Genomic DNA, 21,240 nt, shown 5'->3' on the forward strand with positions numbered 1-21,240 from the left:
GAAATGCTTCGGTGCTTTCTTTTTTGATGTCTGTTGAACTTATATATTCTAGGTTGTTCTCGCCATTGTATTTAAGAATGTCTTCTTTAAAAAAGAACGAAAAAGTTGATGTTTTTGCTGTTGCTGGGTCTTTGTTTATGGTTGATGCTCGTAAGTTTGCAGAAAAAAAATTATATGACGAAAATATGTTCCTGTATTTTGAAGAATTTGTACTTGGAAAAAATTGTCAGCAGGACCGTTATAAAACTGCTTTACTTCCTAAAATTTTTTTCATTCATAATCATTCTGTTTCAATTTCAAAAACATACAGAAGTGTGTTAAAAAAACAATTCATATATTTACAAAGCTATCGTTATGTTCTAAAAAATTATTTCTTGGCAAATTCTTTTCTTTATTTTGCTTCATATGTAATGAGTGGCATATCTTTAATGGAGGTTTTTGTGTGGAGTAATCTATGTAGATTTTATAGGACTGGACGTTGTTAAATGGTTGTTTAAAAGAGTTTGATTTAGGGATTTTCTATATGAAATTTGAAGATTGTTACAGGGCTCTTGAAAAATTAAATGCAGAGTATTTAAAGCTCGAAAATTCTTCAGAACTGAAAGTAGGTAAGATTATTAAGGTCGTGTTATCTATGAATGTTTGGAGAATATATGCGTGTGTTGTTTCTGCCATAAGGGCGAGAAAAATTAAGAATGTTGAGCTTTCGTCATCTGTGGCTTACTCTCGTGGTGCTTTTGTTGATGACGATAAGAAAGTTGCTGTTTATAGCTGTATCACTGGAAAGTATGATGTTATGTCAAGCCCTTTGTTAATTGATGATCAACTTGACTATTATTTAATTAGCGATGTTGACTCGAAAGTTGATTCCGTGTGGACGCATCTCTCAATTCCTTTGGATGCTACAAAATATGGTGGCGGAATGGTGAACCGTTTTTGTAAATTGAATCCTTGGATTTACTTTCAAAATTATGATTATTCGATTTATGTAGATGGAAATATTGAGATAGTTTCTGATATCCGTAGTCTGTGCTCTTTGGCTAGAGACTCAAAAATAGGTATTGCTATGCATTTACATGACTCTCGTGATTGTGTTTATAAAGAACGAGACGTCTGTAAATTATATAAGCGAGGTAATGCTGAAGCAATTGATAAACAACTAAATAAATTTCGTGCAGAGGGGTTTCCTGAGCATTTTGGTATGGTTGAAGCAACTATAATTATTGTTGACCTGAAAAATGAGACGGCTAAGAAAATTATGTCTGCTTGGTGGAGCGAATTGGAATGTTCTAATAGTGGCCGTGATCAAATTTCTTTTCCTTATGTGTTATGGAAAAACGGTTATAGGATAGAAGATGTTGGCTGTTTAGGCAATAATCGACGAAAAAATCCGAAGTTTAGGACAAAGTCACATGGTGGGTGATGAAATATGAATATATTGATATATGTAAATTCTTTAGATGGAGGTGGTGCTGAACGAGTTGCGGCATTATGGGCCAAAGGTTTTTTTGAGAACCATCATAATGTAAGCATTGCTGTCAATTATATAAATTCTATCTCGCATTATGAAGTACCTGATGGTGTGAGAATTTATCGTCCATTTGCTGTCTATGATTCTCTACAGAAAATTTTTCCATGCTTGTTATGGGATCAGATATTTAGTCGCATCTATAATTTTGTTTCTGAAAAGGTCAAGAGACACCTTTTGGGAAAGATTTTGTCTAAAGTGAACCCAGAAATAATTATAGTTGTTTTGCCAGAGTTGTATGATCGGATAAGGACTGCTCAAAACATATGTAATAAAAAAATTTTGACTATTGTAACGGATCATAATTCTTATGAAAGGCCTGATAATGCGCCTTTTTCACCATTACAGTTAGAATTAAAATTTAAGAAATGCTATGAATATGATTATTTAACTGTGCTAACTAAGGTTGATCAATCTATATTATTGAAGACGATGAAAAAATCTTTTATGAATAAGGTCTCGGTTCTTCCGAACCCACTATCGTATGAGCCCTCAAATGATGTTCCGCCTAAAGAAAAGATTGTTCTAGCCGTGGGACGATTAAATGTGTGGTTCTGCAAAGGGTTTGACTTGTTATTAAAGGTATGGGCAAAAATTAGTAAGGATTTCCCAGACTGGAAATTAGAAATTGCAGGTAATGGTGATAAAACTTTTTTATTGAAAATTTGCGAGAAATTGAATATTACAAATAGTGTTGTTTTTTTGGGATATGTAAATGTTAAAGAATACTATGAGAAGGCTTCAATTTTTGTTATGAGTAGCCGCTATGAAGGCTTTGGGATGGCTCTTACTGAAGCTATGAGTCAAGGTTGTGCGTGTGTGGCTTGTGATTATAATGGTCGCCAACGTGAAATTATAGAGAATGAGTCACAAGGGTTGATTTGTAATCCAGATGACGAAAGTTCGATTGAAAGCGCATTGCGTAGAGTCCTTTCTGATGAGGGGTATCGTTTTTATATACAAAAAAATGCTATTGAACGATCTAAATATTATGGTTTGTCAAATATAATGAATTGTTGGAATGGAATATTTAAGAAAATAGGTCTGGTGTAATCTGTATAAAAGGCTCGTTAATATTAAAAAGGATGATAAATATGAAAGTTGGTGTTGTAACGTATTCTAGCACAATAGATAATTATGGACAGGTTTTACAATATCTAGCCACACAAGAATTTCTAAAGGATTTTGATTTTGATGTTTTTTTATTACGAGAAAAAGTAAATAATCCCTTGTGGAAACGTTTGCTTAGACCTTTATATTATTTTATAAAAAATATTATTTTACGTAAAAGATTAGATTCTGAATTCAAACAAAAAAGAATGAAATTTAAGAAATGGCATTCTATTTCCGATAAAATGGAAAAAAAACATCCAAGACATTTTGAAGAGTTTCGAAAAAAAAATTTTAAGATTGTTGAAGACGATGGATCGTATTTTTATAATGCTAAATTTGATGCTTTTTGTGCGGGAAGTGATCAGATTTGGTCTGAGTCTCCGTTTTATTATTTTTTGAGGTTTGCCCCAAAAGAATGTATTCGCTTTAGTGTTGCGTCTAGTGTGGGTCATCGTCCAATTACAAATGAATTTGTAAATGATGTTAAGGAAGATCTATCCCTTTTTTCTTTCATTACTGTACGAGAAAAGAATGGAGTTGAACTTTGTCGAAAGGCTGGGCGTTGTGATGCTCATTTAGTTTTAGATCCGACTTTTTTAATATCTAGTGATAGGTATTTTCGTTTTTCTTTGCCGTTGAGAAAAAAACGACCCTATATTTTTTTGTATTTGTTGGGTGCTGATATTTCTGTGTCAGTTGAAGATATTTTTAGTTTTGCTGAAGAGAAAAATATGGATGTGAAATATGTGGCAAGCCAGGGACGATGTGATTCGTTTCCAAAAATATATGCAACTGTAGAGGAGTGGCTGTCATTACTTGTGAATGCTGATTATGTGCTTACAAATTCTTTTCATGGAATGGCGCTTTCCTTAATACATCATAAAAACTTTTTAGTATTTCCAGTTGTAGGTGTTCTTTCTACGCTAAATGGTCGAATAGAAAACATTGCAAGTATATTTGCCTTGACAAGTCGAATATATGATAAATCGATGGAAATACTTTTTGATTCAATAGATTGGTGCGGAGTTGATTCTGTGATTGAAAAAAATAAACAATTTATGAGTTCGTTGATGGGTACATTGGTTCATAAAAAATGCAATCTCAACTTAAAATAGGTGCGTTGCTCTCGTATGTAGTTCTTGCTCTCCAAAACTTGGTGGGCCTGCTGTATACGCCATTTATGCTTCGCATGATGGGCAAGTCGGAGTATGGCCTTTATTCCATTGCTGCGTCTATTATCGCTTATTTGACCATCCTTGATTTGGGCTTTGGTAACGCTATTGTCCGCTATACGGCGAAATTCAGGGCAGAAAATAAAAAAGAAGAACAGTATGAAATGTTTGGAATGTTTTTCTTGCTGTATTGTGGCATCGGCCTGATTGCTTTGTTGGCTGGTGGCGTTTTGTATTGGAATGCGGAAAATATCTTTGACGCTTCGATGACGGTGAATGAACTTTCTCGAACGAAAATCATTCTTGCCTTGATGGTTTTCAATTTGGCGGTTACGTTCCCGTTCGGTCTTTTTGGCTCAATCATTACGGCGTACGAACAGTTTGTTTTTCAGAAAGTAATCGCCATTGTGCGTATCATTTTGAATACAGCGACGATGATCGTCCTTTTGAATTTGGGCTACAAGGCTATCGCCATGGTGGTTGTTGCGACGATTTTCAATGTTTTGACACTTGGTCTAAATTTTTGGTATTGTAAGCATTATTTGAAAATTAAATTGAAATTTGCCAGATTCAAGTGGGACTTTTTGAAAGAAGTCTCGATTTATTCTTTCTGGATTTTCTTGAATGTCATTATGGATCGTATTTATTGGAGCACTGGTCAGTTTGTGCTTGGAGCATACGCTGGCACGGTCGTTGTCGCGGTATTTGCGGTCGCCATTCAGTTGGAACACATGTATATGAGTTTTTCAACGGCCATTAGTGGGGTGTTTTTACCGAAAGTGACGGCTATGGCTGTGCGAGAATCCGATGGTAGGGCGATTTCAGATTTGTTCATCAAGACGGGTCGAATCCAGTATTGTGTGATGATTTTGGTGCTTACAGGGTTCTTCCTTTTTGGTCGACAGTTTATTCGCCTATGGGCAGGCGAGGGCTATGACGATGCCTATATTATTGCGATGCTGTTCTTTGTTCCGTTGACGGTGCCGCTGATTCAGAATTTGGGTATCACGATTTTACAGGCCCGCAATCAGATGAAGTTCCGATCGCTTCTTTATTTGGTTATTTCTCTTGTGAGTCTAGGTGCGCAAATCCCGTTATCCAAGTATTATGGCGGAATCGGTTGTGCTTGTGCTATTGCGGGTGCACTTGTGTTAGGGCAGATTATCGTGATGAATGTGTATTATCAGGTCAAGCAGAAGATTGATATTGTCGGATTCTGGATTGAAATCATAAAGATGTCTATTATTCCTGGTATATTGACCGTGCTGACTTACTACGTTTTGCAGCAATGTGCCCTTGATACGGTTGTGAAACTCGTTGCGGGTATAGTCCTTTATCTTGTGGTTTATTTGCCGCTATTCTTTAAGCTCTCGATGAACGCCTACGAACGCGACTTGATTTTGAAACCGATTAAGAAAATTTTGAAGAGCCGATAGAGTTTGGTCTTATATGGAACAAAAGCGTGAGACATATTATGATTTCTTAAGAGGATGCGCAATCATCTTTGTTATCTTGATACACTCTTTTGCAATTTCTTTTGCTGGCGAAATCTTTCCAGTTCCGTCCGTAATCCTACGAAATTTTTTTAATATTGCTGTTCCTGTTTTTCTTGCTTGTAGCGGTTTCTTTATGGCTCGTAAGCAAATAGATGGAAATAATTATTTGCTGTTTTTTAAGAAACATTTTTTTAGAGTCTATTTACCAGTTCTCTTTTGTTCAATTCCGCTATTTGCGATAGACATTGCCTGTGATCGAAGTGTGTTAAAGAGCGTATTTCTATTATTTTTTTGTGGCTACTCGGTTTATTATTTCGTTGCTGTAATTATTCAATGTTATCTTTTGTTGCCTTTCCTGAATTTACTTTATAATAAAGGCAAAAATGTGTATGTCGTTGTAATGGTCTGTTCTTTATTGCTCTCGGTTTGCGGATGGTTTGTTAAGTCTTATGTTCTGCCCAAATTAGGAATGTCGCTACCGTTAATTGCTTATGCGGGTGGTTTTTGGATGTGGAGTGTTTTCTTCATATTTGGTTATTATTTGGGACGAAAAAAAGAACGAATTTACCCTATAAGATTATGGATTTTGTTGTCCTTTTTGTCTTTTGTTTTATGTATTTTCGAAAGTTTGTTTTTGGATAAATTGGGTTATGGTATTGGTGTGGGGCAGAAACCATCGGCAATGCTATTTTCATTTTGTTTAATTCCCCTTTTGTTTTCTGAAAAAATCAAAGATACTTTTGATAATTTAAATTGTAAAGGAACGATCTTTTTAAGTTCCATCGGGTTTTACTCTTTTGGGATATACCTAATTCATTGCTATGTTCTTTTGGCTTACCGCATTGCTGTAAAAAAATGTTTACACGCTCCCGTGGACGGATATTTGCAATGGGTTTGTCTGACAACAGCTGTTTTAATGATTTCCTATGGTTTTCTTTGGGGAATGAAAAAGTTTTTTCCGCGGTTGACTAGGGTTTGTTTAGGAGTTTAGCGTGAATATCCCCGTTCAGAACTGTTCCTCCTGTGCGGCTTGTGCCAATGTCTGCGCCCGTAGCGCGATTTCTATGCAGTTGGATGTCGAGGGCTTCTACCGCCCCGTCATAGATGCTGAAAAATGCGTGCAATGCGGAGCTTGTGAACGGATTTGCCCATGGAACAAGCCTGTCGAAAACCCGAATGTCGCGGATGTTTCGCCGAAAACGGTGGCCGCCTACGCGAAGGACGAGTCTGTCCGTCTGCTGTCTTCCAGCGGCGGAATCTTCACCGTATTGGCGGAACGTGTCCTGGATGACGGCGGGGTAGTGGCCGGTGTTGCTCAGACTGCTCCGACCCGTTTCGGGCACATCATTGTTGACAACAAGGCGGACTTGGAAAAACTGCGCGGATCCAAGTATGTGCAGGCCGATGTCGGGCTCGTGTATCGCGAAGTCCGTAGTTTGCTCAAGGCAGGGCGCAAGGTTCTGTTCTCTGGGACGCCCTGTCAGGTGGCGGGCCTTTATGCGGTACTTGGCAATGCTGCCGCCTCTGCTGACCTGTTTACGGTGGATATTGTGTGCCACGGCACGCCCAGCGTGAAGGTCTTCGAGAAATACGTCCGGGAAATGGAGAAAACGGGCAATTCTGCTCTGGACGGCGTCAATTTCCGCGACAAGTCGGAAGGCTGGAGCGGCTATGCGCTGCTGCATCGTTTCAGGTCCGGAAAATACGTATCTGTGCATCATGGCCGCTCGAAATACATGCGCCTGTTCCTGAGCCGCATTTGTCAAAATGTCTCCTGCGATGACTGCCATTACCGCAAACTCCCCCGGATTGCCGACATCACCCTGGGCGACTACTGGGGCATATCCAGGTATCACCCCGAAATGAACGACAACAAGGGAACATCGGTTGTTCTGCTGAATACTACTCCGGGTAGTATGCTGTTCGAATCCGTCGCCGACAAGGTCGTCCAATGTGACTCCAAGGTCGAATACGCCATTGCCGGTAACCCCTGCATCGTCTGCTCCAGTACGCCGCACCCCAAGCGCGCCGAATTCTTCGCCAACCTGGACAAATACACCCTCGACCAGCTGATAAAGATGTATTGCCCTTTCCCGTCACCCCTCAAGCGGGTGTATATCCGGATGCGTGGGCTGCTCGGGCGGGTCAAGCGGAAAATTGCGGGGTAGGAAGGGCTTTTCCATATTTCTGCACCCGCGTTAGGGATCGAAGCCCGAAGGGCCGGGAGGACCGCTGGTGTCCCGCGCTCGGCCCTCTAGGCGGGGGAACCGTGGGGTGAGACCGCAATTTTATACCGCCCTTCTTTTTGGCGTTTTTAGGTCATTTTGTGAGTATAATCCTTTAGGTCAATGCATATAACACTGATGTTATTCTTGTATTTGCCTATTATTCCTTGCTGCAATTCTTTTTGAAGTTTGTCAGGGTCTTTTTTGAAACAGAAAACCAAATAAACGCCATTATTAACGTGGGTGTGCTCTAGGTATTTTGTTATAAGTTGTTCACTTACAGCCGTTTTTAATTTTGGATGTTTATCGACTTTGCATTCTACACGAACTGTGTATTCGTCCATCTCTTTCCATTTAATGTTAATGTCAACACGGTTGTCGCCAATATGCTGCTCGCGTGTTGCTGTCGCAATCCTGCCATATCGATCACGCCAGCGTTGAACGATGATATCGCGACATTTGTTTTCATCACCATTGGTTAACGCAAATATTTCTTTTTGATTGTCTTCTCCGTTTTCTACGTCATCTTTGATAGACTGAAGTTTTTCGCTCACATCTATCCAAAAGTCACGGTCGTTTGAGAATGTTTTACTAAAAAACAATTCTTTTGCTTGCCTTATGTCAATTGCCTCAATGGAATCTTTGTCGTTATTTTTTGTTTTTAATTCGTATATCTTGCTTTGAATACGGTTTGTCCAATAATCATTCGGATGTCTATCTTTGAGATCTTCCAAAATTTTTACCCATTTGTGGTCGTCCATTTGGTTCCACATTGTATGGTTGACAAACCAAGCGCACATGTCTTGTGAAGACTGGATTCCTGAATGAAATCCAAGTACTTGCTCATTATTGAATGTGGATAGAAAGATATTTACCAACTTAAAACAGTTTTCTGATGAAAGGTTTTTATATACGTTTTTGCTTTGATCAAGCATGTTAAATAGCAAAATGGCTTCATTGATGGACCAATTGTCGGAACCATTATGAAATTTTAGGATTAGACTTGTTGTTTTGTCAATATCTTCATTTATTATCCCCATTTCTTTAATTAGGTTACTTGGTAATGTGAGTGCGTATCTGTCAATTATATTCTTGAATAATGTGATTGCGCAATCTTTTGCTGAAGATGAAAAGAGCCCATATGTCAAATCTTTTATTTTGCTTAAACATTCATTTTTTTGCCATTTATTTTCTAATTCCGAAATGATTTTTGAAAAGATCTGTTCTTTTTCAGGGAGGTTGTAGTGGATGATCTTTTTCAAATACTTCTCTATCAGGGAGGCTGTTTTATCTGGATTCTCTTTCTCAATAACATCACAGAAAGAATTCTTTTTTATGTTGCCGATTCGTTTCTGTAGTAAGGCTGAAATGTAAAGATAATCCTTAATACTTTTAGGGTGGATAGATTTGTATTCTTTGGTAGAGTTGAGACAAAGACAGGCATAATATAGTTCGTCTATATTTCGACCTGCTCTAGGAGCGTGTTGCGCCAAGGATTCTAATGATAGGTATTCTTTATATGGCGATTTTTCGATGATTTTTAACAGATTCTTTTTCATTAATTCAAGAATCTGCTGGTATGTTTTTTTTGTTAGGCCTACTGATTCCTCTTTGAAGCTATTGTTAAAAAGATAATGCGGTGTTATGTATAAGAAGAAATTCCAGGCATTCTTTTTTTGTTCATCCGTTAATTTGTTGAATTTTGTTTCGTTATCTTTAATGATGTTCTGTAATCTTTCTTTGTGCTCGGCCTGGATTTTTTTACCTTCCAATTCAATTTTGGCTATTTCAGGGTCTTTTTTCCAATATTTTTTCCAAAAATCTACTAGGCCATACTGTTTTGCTAATGCTGTACAGTGTTTTTTTGCAATTTTTGTTGTATCCTTCTTGCATCGCATTCCCTCGTATATCTTCCGGAGCAAGCATTTTTTTGCGGGGAACTCAGTTTTCTTTTGAATCATTTTACTCAAAATTTCGTAGTTTTTTTGAGGTAAAATGGAATTCTCTAAGTGTCGAAGGCCAAATTCTTTTTTCCAACATTCGCTAATGTGGTTATCATCTTGTGGAAGAATGAACTCGATAAATCGGACATAGAATTTCTGTTTTGTTTTCTCGTCCCATTGTTTTATTTTTTTAGAGATATTGCTCCAGGCATTTTCGGAAAAGGATATGTCAATTTCGTTGTGCTGTAGTAATATGCTAAATGCGTCTTCCGCGGTTTCCTTTGTCATCATTTCATAATAGAAATCACCGACAAAACATTCTAAATCATAGGCTCGCCGGGTTTCTCGCCTCAATTTTTCAGAATCTGCGTCGAAAATCTTCGAAACGATAACTTTTCTGTGTTCGTATGATATTGGCTTTCTTAAATATGAAAAATGACCATGATGTATGTCGGATGTTTCTTTATATTTCTTTATGTAGTCTATAATTTCATTGTATTTAATTTTTGATGGGTAAAGATATCCGATGGCTTCGTCCAATATTTCGTCATCGTAATCCATTATCTCTTCGTTATAGATTTTTTCTATAATATTTTTCAGGTATGTACTATTGTTTTTTAATAACGGCAAAAGTTGTTTCTTGTACATATCCTTGAGATTTGAATCGCAAATCATTGAATGTGCAAATTTCTGTAGATCTTTTGAAGGCGTAATGGCCGATTGCATTAAATCGCTTAGCAAGAATAGGTAATGATTATCATCATTTTTAGCAGATTTGTATTCTGTTATGAGAAAATCGTCTAATTTGGGCTCATAGAATGTATTTGGTCCGTAATTACGGCCAATGGAAAGAAAATAAGGTGATTCCTTCGCGAAGGTCCTTATTCCCTGCAGAACATTTCTCTTGTTGCTAATGCTGAAAAGAGAATTATCCCCATAAATGTACTGCCCGTAAGGGTCGACTTCGAATAATTCCGGGCTTTCTGTAAAACAGCATGCCCATGCGAAAACACCTCTATATTCAGATGCGATTTTACTGCTCTTTGGAACCATGCATAGGTTTGTGAATCTTTTTGTTGAAAGATTCCCTTGGTCTAGCAAAAATTTTGCACTTAGAAATTCAGCAATCGTTCTGTGAGTGAATGTTGGGGAGGTCTCTTTTTTGAAAAGACTTGTATTTAGAACGTCATTTATTTTATTTTGTGGGAACCCTTTGGATTCGTCTGCAATTTCAGAAATGATTTTTTCATCGATTTTGTTCATTCCTGCGAAAATATTGTAGTATGCTAGATAACCGGCATATTTATATATTTCGTCAACGGCTAAAGTTGCTGAATTTTTTAGTCGTCTCTTATTCTTTTCGCGTGAAGATTCTATGAATTTTTCGTAAATCTCTTTCTTTGTTTTGGGGAAAGAATTGTTTTTCGTGTCCTTGTATGATTCAAGGAACATTGTCAATATTTGTGGGTTGTCTAGAATCGGGCAGATGCCGATTTTTTCAAGAAAAACCTCAGATGCTTTGCCCAAATGTTGCTTTGTAAGCTTAATCCGCTGTTCCCTGCTTAAAGGCTGAATGAAAAAGACTGAAGGAGCAAAATCTTTGTTGATAATTCGTAAATCTTCGCTATCGTACCAGTCCATGGCCCTGCAGCTAAGAACAATTTTAATTTTTTTATTTTTCTTTTTGATGTCGTTTATGATGTTGTTGGTTTTATAGAGAGGCTCAAATTTGTCGTTGCTGGAAGAACGAAGTTCGTCAAATCCGTCTATTAGTAAATAGTCTTTTTTGCTGACATTTGTAGCAATATCGTTCCTATAGAGGAACTCTCTTATGTTATATAGGGCTGCTTCGTAGTTTTGGGCAAAATGATTGAGAAGAGTTGTTTTGCCGCTTCCAGGATTGCCTAACAAAACGACAAAGTCAGTTCCCTTCAGGGCGCTGTCTAACAAGAACTCTTCTTCATCGCCATATTTTTTTAATGTCAGATCAACAAAAATACTGTTCATAAAACCCATTCCTTATAATTCGGTATCTCTATGCCCCAACACTGCTTGAAATACTTGTAAAGCCATATGTATTTTAGGCGAACTTTATTTGGATAATCTTTTTTCTCAAATTCAAGAATTTTATTGTCAAAGTACATTTCAACGCTTTTTTTGTATGACGGATCTATTTTTTTAATTTGATTTGCGAACTCTATAAAATAAACTGTATCTCCTGCTTCATTTACGGATGTGGCCAAATTGAGTGATTTAAGTGTTTGTTCTTGACTCACGTTAAAATTTTTGCTTAGCTCGTCTAAAACATCTTGATCCATACCGATAATGGGCCAGGAAATTTTTTTACTTTCTAATCCATATGCTTTTGCCATTCCTCTGCTAATAAATTTACTTTCTTTCCAATTGTCTTTATTGATTGTTTCGCCGATGCCAATACCGCCGCGGACAACTTGCTGTTGATTGATAAAAAAATTTATTTGTCTTTTGGCGATTTGTGTGAAGATGTCCTTGATTCTGTCAATGTCCCAAGGTTTTTTCTCAATATCAATTGCAATCAGAATGCCGTCGGAAAGATGCATCACTTTCGAGGAAACATTTCGAAATGTGCTTCTAAAGGCCTCTAGTTTTTTTGAGAGGTTCTCTTTGTTCCCGCTTTTTTCTAATTCCTTTGAAAATCCCAACAAATCAAGCCAGATATACAGGCTTTCGGGTTCAAAAATAGAGACATCGGTCTTATCAGATACAAGATTGGCCATTTGTTTCCTATTTATCGGTTGTTGAAAATATATAATGTATTTTATTATTGGTCAATATGGCAGAAATAGTTTATGAGGGAAAAAATGTTTTGAATAATTGAAAACGGACAATCGTATGTGGTTCTATGGTGTGTGGGTTCGACTCCCTCCCTTTTAATATATATTTTATCAGTTGAATTCTAAAATATGCTCTAAAACGGAATAGGAGGCCAGTAAATGGAAAACTTTGAAGTAAATTTTGTTATAGATGGTTTCCCTTGCCAAGGATTTCTGAACAGGGAAGGGAACTTATTCGATTTGGATGTCAAATCATCTCTTCCCACCATTTCTTACAAACCGAGAAAAATCACTTGTTGGCACGAACACCGGGCTTTCGTTCTGTATAATAATCAAATCCGTTCAAGAAAGATTTTTCCTGAGTTCGTCATTGAAAATTACGAAACTCCATTTTTTAAAACCTTTGAGTTTTGTTTAGACGGTCTACAGGATTTTTTGTCTGTCTCTGAACTTTATGACAGAAAAGTTTTTTCTGAAAAAGTGGTAATTGACAAGATTAGTTATCTCTGCGAATGTGTCACCGATGCCGAGAAAACCACTGTCAAGATAACGCCCCTTTGCCAGCGCGCTGAACTTGAAAAGATTAACGGTATTGTTCAGCGATTTGTTCAGCTGTTTACGCTTGTAAGTTACAAACGGGTGACATGTACATCAATACATATTGTAGAAGATAGGGAAAAGCATGAATTCTTTTCATGGCGGTGTAAGCCTTTTACGGGGATTAAAAGCCGCCATTATTCTTTACTTCATGCTGGCTTGATATATAGTAAAGGTTTGTGGAAGAATATTCTCGATAATTATTTTGGGGTGAAAATTGATTTCTTTGAATCATGTTTGAATGGTTATATTGATTTGATTGATGGTGATTCTCTTTTTGCGCATAATATCATTAATGTTTGTGGAATTTGGGATTATTACACTAAATTGACCAGAGAGAAAGTGGATTGTCAATACACATCCCAAGATTTTGATGATGTTTTTGACTTTTTGCAAAAAACGACAAAAAAAGAATATATGAAATTTAGTGAACCACAACAAAAGGTTATTGATGTTTTATTTGAAAAAAGAGAATCGGTAAAAAATACCATTGGGCCACATTTATATGAAAAAATTTGCGTTTTATATAATCAATTTGATGAAAAATTTCGTCTTTTGTTCCCTTCTGCCTTGCATGATTTTAAATCTCTAAAAAAAGCAAGAGCTAAATATGCTCATGGAGAGATAAGTTATAGGCCTAAAGAAGGATTTGAGGAACTATATCAAATATACCGTAGAATTCGATTAATGACTATTGTCTTTATATATCAAGAATTAGGTATTTCATTGGTCGAAATTTGTAAAGGCCTGCGTAATTCTCTACATGGAAGTGTGATAAATGTTGAATTAGATAGATTCGTATTGTCATCTATTGTTGATGACACTCCGTTTTTTAATGTTGATGAAAAAACTTGGGAATATTTCTCCCAGCCACGGATTTTCTCGTGCTTTGTTTATAATCCATCACTGAATTTATTGGAACTTGATAAAACTACGACTGAACTTGCTTGGAAGGAGCATTTGCGGAGCGACGAGCCTTTATATGGAAACTATGTAACCAAGGTTTATCCGAAATGTAAGGATCCAGTGTATCAAAACAACATCTTCATTATTTTCGGTGACGCACATAAAGAAATCAACGGTTCGTTCTTGCTTAATTACGAAGATGTCCCCGTAGAATTAAAAGAGAAATGCGAAAAACAACGGACGGACCGTTTGCTACGAAAGGGTTAGATTCTTCCTGCATCCTGTCTCCCGCGCCCGCGTTAGGGATCGAAGCCCGTAGGGCCGGGAGGGCCGCTGGTGTCCCGCGCTCGGCCCTCTAGGCGGAAAAATTGCGGCCAGATTCCGGGTCAAGCCCGGAATGACGTGGGAGGGAAGGCCGCAATTTTATGTCGCGAGAGCCCGACCCTGCCACGGACCGCAAGTGGATCCCCGCCTTCGCGGGGATGACGAAAAAGTGGCAGGGAACGCCCTTACCCCTTCATGGCCTCGATCAAATCGAAACCGTCGCTGACCTCCGGCAGGGCTCCGTATTTCTTGTCGAAGTAGTCCTTTTCGAAAATCCTGTCCCTGCGGACCTTGCGGAATTCACCCTCGTCGCTCATCTCGATTCCGCTAAGCCGCTTTAGCACCGTCGCTTCGTGGGGCTTGTCCTTCTCGGCGAACCAAATCTGGTCACGATATTGGGCGATTTTTGTAAAATTATTCTTACAAGATTGATGACTTTAATTGGTGAAATTCGCTCAAAAAAGCAAAAAGTCGGCTCTTTTGTAAACTTTTTCGCGCCGGCGGAGTGGTGCTTTTTGCGGTAATTTGATATTCCCCTGCTATATATATAATAGGAGCTTTTCTCCAATGCAGGAGGGTTGTCTAAACCTCGCTAAGGTTCGTGTAATCTTGGCGGGAAACAGTAAACAATTAACCAAGGACGGTATGTCATGGGGTAGGCGAGAATTCCCTGCCGCTTGAAAACGGGATAAATAACACTGAATTTATAAGAATTTCATAAAAATGACTTTTTTTGATGTGGAAAAGCTTTTTTTGTTTAAATGCCTGACGATTTTGTCAGCATAAGAAAGGAGGTCAATATGGCAAGAAATCTACCATATGGCGATAATCACAGAATCGGGGCGGTGCGTTCGCGTTCGCAAACGTTAAACCCTAAGACCAATCTATTTACAAAGCGTAATACCGAAACGGGCCGCTTTATGGATGTCAAGCAAAATGGTGCGCCATTTAAGGGGGTAAGAAAGGAAAAGTAGATTATCTAGACATTTCCATCCTAATTTCGTGAGCGGTGACTCTGTCGCCTCTCACGGAAGGGGATGATTTTTTTGAAAAAAGGGCTATTTTGTCATTTTATGACAAAATGGGAATGTATATTTAACCGTGAGAGAAATGTTAAAAATGAATTTTGCTTATAGACTGGAGGAAAGAGATGTCTGATTCGATAAAGAAGATGAGTGTTAGGATGTTGCAGTCCCAGTTCTCTGCGATTTTGGCCGGAATTCAGAAAATGCGTTCTCAGGCAGCTGCCGCCGTGAACGAAAAACATCTCAATTCGGTATGGTTCGTGGGTGGGCTTGTAAGCCACAAAATAAAGAGCAACGAATGGGGTGCCAAGGTCGTTTCGGACCTTGCTGATTATATTCGCACGCAAGATCCTACTTTGAGGGGTTTTAGCAAGAGGAACATCTACAATATGGTGATGCTCTATGATGAGTATTCGTCTGTGGATTTCCTTAATTTTGTTCGGTCAAAACTGAATCCTGAATTTGTGCAGTTGGAAACTGCACAATTGGAAAATATTCAAAAACGGGATGCGATTAATTCGTCGTCGTTAATTGTGCAATCGGAAACGGCACAATTGCCAGCCTTCCCGAAGTTTATCGGCTTGACTTCATTTACAAATCATGTAGCGATTCTTTGCAATTGCAAGTCGTATGAGCAGAGATTGTTCTACATGCTATATGCTAATAAAGAAAGACTGTGCTGCGATGAATTGAAACGCAGCATTGCAAACGATACGTTTACGACCCTCTTGCGGTCAAAGAAGAATCTGTCAAAGGGAATGTTGAAAAATTATCCGCAGGCAGGCATAACCTTCAAAGACGAACTTTTTCTGGATTTTTTGAATTTGCCGGAGAAACATTCGGAAAACAAGCTGAAAAAGTCTATCGTGGAACAGATGAAAAATTTCATTCTGGAACTCGGCAGCAAGGAATTTTTGTTTGTTGACATGGAGTATGTTCTGCAGGTGGGCGCATCTTCCTACAAGGCTGATTTGCTCTTTTACCATAGAGGCTTGCAGGCCCTGGTGGCGATTGAGCTCAAAACGACAAAGTTCCATCCGAAGGATTTGGGGCAACTTGAGTTTTACTTGGAGGCATTGGATCGGGATGTTCGAAAGTCCAACGAAAATCCGTCTATCGGCATGATTCTTTGCCCATCGGCAGACCAGGTCGTTGTCGAATATGCGATGAATCGTTCTATGAGCCCGACTTTGATTGCCGAATACAAGAAGAAACTGATTCCGCAGGAAACGGTCCAGAAACTGCTTGGCGAATACTGCGCCTCATTTGAAATGGGAGCGACACAAAGGAAAAAGGTCTCAACGAAACGAAAGAATAAGTGAATGTGGCTGCGTGAGGCCGCAATTTTATGCCACGAGAGCCCGCCCCTGCGCAGCAGGGAACGCCCGTGGAATGCTCTTTTGGGGTGCAAAAGAAACTCTAAAATAAGGTGTCGTGGGGCAATTTTGTCTTTTTTTTCGATTATATTCTTATATTTATCTGAAAAAGTGAGGTTTTTATGAAGAAGTCTTTTTTATTGGCTGGCGGTTTTGCCTTGGCCCTTTTCTTCGCTGCCTGCGGCGATGACAGCAGTTCCGGTAACAGCGTGGACCAGGAGACGGATGAATCCTCTTCTAGCGTAGAAGATTCTACGGATGTGTCTTCTTCTTCGTCGGAATACAAGGACCCGAGTTGGCCCGAAGGGGCGAGGGCAGCAACCCTGGATGACCTTAAAAAGTACTACCTCGTAAAAATCAAGGGCGAAACATTCCACTTGGGCACCGGCTCCAAGAACGGTATGTTCTCCCTCTGGGGAATCGATGAGTCCAACGGCAATCCGCACCAGGCTTTGTTGTTGATTATGTCTGATTTCAAGGATGGCATTATCAAGATGAATTCTTCCAACACCATGGATCCCCTGGTCTTGGACGAAAAAATCGCCACCAACAAGATCCTGAAGGATATCATGAAGTCCTCGAAGGATATGGAACTGTCGTTTATCGTGAACGGCGACAAGCTGATGTATCGTGTGGATAAGGGTGATTTTGCCGAGGCTGAGGTGGAACAGTTGAAGGCTGACCAGTCTTTGGTCACCGATGCCGCAAACTTTGAGAAAAAGCGCCTGGCTTGCACAGTTGCTGGCAACGATACGACTCAGGTCTATAGCTTCTACAAGGGTCGTTACATTATGGAACGTGTCGTAGGCAAGGATACGGTGTCCTGGAATGCCGGCTATGTGGATACCTACAGGGGCTACACCTTCTTTGTGTCCAAGTTTGCCACCGGTGCAGACCTGGCCATGATGACCCGCCAGGTTACGGCGTCCATGGATTCGATCCGTGGTAATTCCAAGTGCGTCAAGTCCGATTTCAAGTACTCCGACGTGGACGTGGCCTCTTTGAAGGGTGACTGGGCTACCTTGGACAAGTCTACCAACACGGATTGGGAATTCAACTTGAAGGCCCCTATGCAGTACACCCTGGTTGCCAATGCCGGCATGAACGAGAACAAGTCTGGAGCCTGGGATGTTTATGGTGACGTGCTGCTCCTGAAGGTCGAAAAGATGCTTAAGGCCGACGAACGCAAGTGCGCTAGCGCCATCAAGGGGAATGTGACAGGCATCTCCGAAAAGGGCTTCACCTACAATCATTCGGACAAGTGTTCTCCCGCAATGCCAAAGACATGGGAAGTACCTGTTTACGAAGAATAAAGTCCTTTAGGTAATGTTCTTGAAAAACGTTCACCGAATTATTTTTGCGGCAACTCTGTTTACCGCTGGTGTTACCGTTGCATGGTCTGCGTCTCCTGTGCTAGGGCCTGACCATCATCGGAATCTGAAACTTTTGGAAACGGCACCGCTCCTGTTCGAGTACCACCGCTTGACCACGGGGGACATGCCCCAGTCCTTTGCGTACCCCCGTCGGGATACGACATTCCAGAAGAACTTCGTGAAGACGGAACGCAACGCCCTGCTGTATTACGATAATGCTTGCGGTGCGATGATTTCTGGGCATTTTGGGACGGATTCTCTCGGAACTCAGGATTCTTGCCGCGCTCGTGCGCCCCGTATAGCCCTTGCTACTAGCGTGGTGGGCGGTATCGACTATCGTGGGGGAGAATCCCTTGGCGATACTATTTGGCCGGGCGTTGATGGAGGCATCTATATGCGGGGTTACGCGGACTCCGTGGACTTTGTGCTGGATGCCCGCATCTATGACGAGTCCCACACGGCGGCAACGCCAAAGTCTTTTGACCGGGAGTTTGTAGAGGTCCAGAAAGAAGAAAATAATTCGGGCGTGGAGTATGCGAGCTACGCCCGCTACCGCACTCATTTCGGATTCAATTACGATTGGCTGCGCGTTGATCTGGGCCGTGACGTGATGCACTGGGGACCCGGTTATTATAACAACCTAACGCTGAACCAGTTTGCCCTCCCGTACAACATGCTTGCCATGGACATGCGGTTTGGCCCCTTGCGCGTTATCAGCTTTTATGCGGACTTGCGTGTTTACAACAACAGCATGAGCATGAAAAACAAGGACGACACGCGAAACCTGTTCGGCCACCGCTACGAACTGTCTGTAGGGAATGCCACCATCGGCATCAGCGAGCTGACGGTGCTTTATGACAACATGAAGCCCTGGCTCTTTGTACCGACGGCGCCCTTGTTTATGGAAAAGGGAAACTATTCCGAAAACAGCAACAACGGAGCCCTGGCCTTTGACTTGAACTATCGCCTGTTCCAGTTTGCCCGTGTCTATACGGAATTTTTCCTAGATGACATGGAAAGCCCGGTGAGCCTGGTCAAAAATGATAACATTGAGGCCAAGTGGGCCTGGATGGCAGGCTTGCAGGCGGGTCACGACTTTTATTTCAAGGGCCATAAGCTTGAATTGGGAACCATTGCGGAATATGCCCGCATAGAGCCCTATGTGTATGGGCACTTCGAAAAGAATACGGCCCAGATGGCCCACCTGGGTTACCCTCTCGGGAACCAGGCCGGCCCCAACAGCCGCACGGTAGATTGGAGCGTCTTTGCCCGCTTGGATAACCACATCTTTGCAGGAATCCGGAACACCTGGTTCTGGAAGGGCACGGACTACGGCAGCGCCATAAACGATACTACTCCTCTTCACAACCACATGAAGATCCACAAGAAGTATCTGGCCGGTGCGGAAATGCTTTACTCCCTGACGCCTGCGCTGAGCTACGAAGGACAGTTCGTGAGCTTCCTTGGCGAAGTGACCTTGTTCGACGACAAGAAGGTTTACCTGAGGGCCGGGTTCAAGTGGTAATTAGAGGTTAGGGGCTAGGATCTAGGGGCTAGTGAATATTTATGGAAAAGCCTGAATTGCTTGCACCGGCGGGGGATTTGACCCGCATGAAATACGCCTTGGCCTATGGGGCCGATGCGGTGTACGCAGGCCAGCCCGCTTTTTCCTTGCGGGCCCGGGAGAACGGTTTCAAGAATCTGGACGACCTGGCAGAGGGGGTTGCCTACGTTCACGGCCAGGGAAAAAAGTTCTACTTGACCAGTAACGTGATTCCCCGGAACACCAAGGTGGAACCATTCCAGAAAGCCTTGCTTGCCGCACTGGAATTGAAACCGGACGCTTTGATTGTGGCAGATCCCGGTTTCGTAGGCTGGCTTCGCAAAGTTTCTCCTCAGACCGAAGTTCATTTGTCTGTGCAGGCCAACACCACCAACTATTTGACTGCCTCATTCTGGAAAGACCTGGGGGTTCGCCGCATTATCTTGAGTCGTGAACTTCGGTTGTCTGAAATCCTGGAAATCAAGGAACGGGTTCCTGACCTGGAACTGGAAGTCTTTGTCCATGGGGCGGTGTGCATGGCCATGTCGGGCCGTTGCATGCTTTCGAACTGGGTGACTAGGCGTGATGCCAACCAGGGCGCTTGCGATAACAGCTGCCGCATGCCTTACCGGCTCTACGCCAACGAAGGCCCGCAGTGCGAAGGCTACAAGGAACACGAGGGAGAATTTTTCTTACAGCGGACCGATCGGCCAGAACTCCAGCCGGTGGCCCTGGACGAAGACACCTGGGGAACCTACTTCATGAGCAGTCGGGACCTGTGCGCCCTGGATGTTGTGCCCGAGCTTGTTCGCGCGGGTCTGGATTCCTTCAAGATAGAGGGCCGCACCCGTTCGGTCTATTATTTGAGCCAGGTGGTCCGTGCCTACCGCATGGCCATCGATGCTTCCGTTAATGCTCTGGAATCGAACGGTTCTTCGTCTGCAGATTTGAAGGATGCCCGCCATGCACTGGATTTTGTGGATGGTCGCGGGTTCATGCCTGGATTTTTGAAGGGTCCCTTGCCCCAGAACTACGAGTCCACCCACGTGGATGCCCCGTCGGGTTGTGTCTGTGCCCAGATTTTGGACTACGACGCCCAGAGCCGTTCTTTCCGCGTGAATGTGAAGAATCAGTTTTCTATGGACGACTCCTTGGAGTTTATGACTCCCGAAGGAATGTCCCTTTGTAAAATCTCGTCGTTGAAGAATTTCAGGGGCGAAGACGCCGACCGGCTGAATCCCGGCACAGAAGGAAGGGTCTTTGTACAAGATAGTGGGGACTTTTCTCTGAAAAATGTAAAATTTGGCTTTTTTGTTAAGCGGACGTGCCCAAATTCCGGTACAAATACATAAATTGTTGCCATGGCTGTAGACGAAGCTACAAAGAAACAAGATGCGCTGGAGCTCTATCAGATAGACGATAAGGCTATTGTGCCCTTTTTTAAGGCCCATCTTGACGAATTGCAGAAATTTCTACAGGAACACAAGGGCGAAAACCTTTCCCTGTTGGTCAAGCTCAAGCAGTTTATCCGGACTTACCGTTTGCCTTTCAACATGCAGCGCTACATGGAGGTCCAGAGGACTTACATCCAGCAGAGTCTGCAGACCCAGGTGCAGAACCGCCAAGAGGCGGTGAGCCACTGGATTCAGGAACACGCTTGCAGGCACCGTAACCGCATGATACAGCTCCAGTGCCTCTATTTGGAGCGAATCAAGGACAAACTGATTCCCGAAGTTCAGGCTATGCTGGAGCGCAAGCTTGAAAAACTTCAGTCTGAATCTCAGGATAACAATTCCTGATTGGTTC

Annotated in this window: 17 protein-coding genes; 14 read left to right on the forward strand and 3 right to left on the reverse strand. The window is 41.4% G+C overall.

Annotated features, from left to right (window positions below; translation table 11 throughout):
- The 7 genes from IKB43_04765 to IKB43_04795 form a co-directional block, all read left to right on the forward strand.
- Positions 1 to 485: hypothetical protein (locus tag IKB43_04765; GenBank protein MBR2469451.1), on the forward strand; the 485-nt coding region annotated here is incomplete at its 5' end.
- Between the two features lie 38 nt (positions 486 to 523).
- Positions 524 to 1,423, forward strand: a complete 900-nt coding sequence (locus IKB43_04770) for a DUF616 domain-containing protein (GenBank protein MBR2469452.1) — start codon at positions 524 to 526, stop codon at positions 1,421 to 1,423.
- A gap of 6 nt (positions 1,424 to 1,429) precedes the next feature.
- On the forward strand, positions 1,430 to 2,581 hold the full coding sequence (locus tag IKB43_04775; GenBank protein MBR2469453.1) for a glycosyltransferase: 1,152 nt from the start codon (positions 1,430 to 1,432) through the stop codon (positions 2,579 to 2,581).
- A gap of 41 nt (positions 2,582 to 2,622) precedes the next feature.
- Positions 2,623 to 3,756, forward strand: coding sequence for a polysaccharide pyruvyl transferase family protein (locus tag IKB43_04780; protein MBR2469454.1), 1,134 nt, complete (start codon positions 2,623 to 2,625; stop codon positions 3,754 to 3,756).
- Positions 3,735 to 5,249, forward strand: coding sequence for an oligosaccharide flippase family protein (locus IKB43_04785; protein ID MBR2469455.1), 1,515 nt, complete (start codon positions 3,735 to 3,737; stop codon positions 5,247 to 5,249). Before IKB43_04780 ends, IKB43_04785 begins: the two co-directional genes overlap by 22 nt.
- Positions 5,250 to 5,262: 13 nt before the next feature.
- On the forward strand, positions 5,263 to 6,300 hold the full coding sequence (locus tag IKB43_04790; protein MBR2469456.1) for an acyltransferase: 1,038 nt from the start codon (positions 5,263 to 5,265) through the stop codon (positions 6,298 to 6,300).
- A 1-nt stretch (position 6,301) separates the two neighbouring features.
- Positions 6,302 to 7,477, forward strand: coding sequence for a Coenzyme F420 hydrogenase/dehydrogenase, beta subunit C-terminal domain (locus IKB43_04795; protein MBR2469457.1), 1,176 nt, complete (start codon positions 6,302 to 6,304; stop codon positions 7,475 to 7,477).
- A gap of 146 nt (positions 7,478 to 7,623) precedes the next feature.
- Here IKB43_04795 and IKB43_04800 read toward each other — a convergent pair whose 3' ends face one another.
- Complete coding sequence (locus IKB43_04800) at positions 7,624 to 11,484, reverse strand: hypothetical protein (GenBank protein ID MBR2469458.1); 3,861 nt, start codon at positions 11,482 to 11,484, stop codon at positions 7,624 to 7,626.
- Positions 11,481 to 12,233, reverse strand: coding sequence for a hypothetical protein (locus IKB43_04805; protein ID MBR2469459.1), 753 nt, complete (start codon positions 12,231 to 12,233; stop codon positions 11,481 to 11,483). The genes IKB43_04800 and IKB43_04805 overlap by 4 nt, the downstream gene beginning before the upstream one ends.
- 216 nt (positions 12,234 to 12,449) lie before the next feature.
- On the opposite strand from IKB43_04805, the gene IKB43_04810 reads away from it, so the two are divergent.
- Positions 12,450 to 14,060, forward strand: coding sequence for a hypothetical protein (locus tag IKB43_04810; protein ID MBR2469460.1), 1,611 nt, complete (start codon positions 12,450 to 12,452; stop codon positions 14,058 to 14,060).
- Positions 14,061 to 14,302: 242 nt separating this feature from the next.
- On the opposite strand, the gene IKB43_04815 is transcribed toward IKB43_04810, so the two are convergent.
- Positions 14,303 to 14,461 carry a hypothetical protein gene (locus IKB43_04815; GenBank protein ID MBR2469461.1) on the reverse strand — a complete coding sequence of 53 codons (159 nt, stop codon included), beginning with the start codon at positions 14,459 to 14,461 and terminating at the stop codon, positions 14,303 to 14,305.
- A gap of 456 nt (positions 14,462 to 14,917) precedes the next feature.
- Between IKB43_04815 and IKB43_04820 the strand changes: the two genes are divergently transcribed.
- The 6 genes from IKB43_04820 (at position 14,918) to IKB43_04845 (ending at position 21,233) form a co-directional block, all read left to right on the forward strand.
- Positions 14,918 to 15,091, forward strand: a complete 174-nt coding sequence (locus IKB43_04820; GenBank protein MBR2469462.1) for a hypothetical protein — start codon at positions 14,918 to 14,920, stop codon at positions 15,089 to 15,091.
- Positions 15,092 to 15,267: 176 nt separating this feature from the next.
- On the forward strand, positions 15,268 to 16,464 hold the full coding sequence (locus IKB43_04825; GenBank protein ID MBR2469463.1) for a DUF1016 family protein: 1,197 nt from the start codon (positions 15,268 to 15,270) through the stop codon (positions 16,462 to 16,464).
- Positions 16,465 to 16,640: 176 nt separating this feature from the next.
- Positions 16,641 to 17,831 carry a hypothetical protein gene (locus IKB43_04830; GenBank protein MBR2469464.1) on the forward strand — a complete coding sequence of 397 codons (1,191 nt, stop codon included), beginning with the start codon at positions 16,641 to 16,643 and terminating at the stop codon, positions 17,829 to 17,831.
- A gap of 13 nt (positions 17,832 to 17,844) precedes the next feature.
- Positions 17,845 to 19,416: a hypothetical protein gene (locus IKB43_04835; GenBank protein ID MBR2469465.1), complete on the forward strand. Its 1,572-nt coding sequence runs from the start codon at positions 17,845 to 17,847 to the stop codon at positions 19,414 to 19,416.
- 41 nt (positions 19,417 to 19,457) lie between these two features.
- Positions 19,458 to 20,786: a U32 family peptidase C-terminal domain-containing protein gene (locus IKB43_04840; GenBank protein MBR2469466.1), complete on the forward strand. Its 1,329-nt coding sequence runs from the start codon at positions 19,458 to 19,460 to the stop codon at positions 20,784 to 20,786.
- Positions 20,787 to 20,795: 9 nt separating this feature from the next.
- Positions 20,796 to 21,233: a hypothetical protein gene (locus IKB43_04845; protein ID MBR2469467.1), complete on the forward strand. Its 438-nt coding sequence runs from the start codon at positions 20,796 to 20,798 to the stop codon at positions 21,231 to 21,233.
- The last annotated feature ends 7 nt before the right edge of the window (positions 21,234 to 21,240 follow it).

Origin of the sequence: Fibrobacter sp. (assembly GCA_017503015.1) — a bacterium.
Lineage (GTDB): Bacteria > Fibrobacterota > Fibrobacteria > Fibrobacterales > Fibrobacteraceae > Fibrobacter.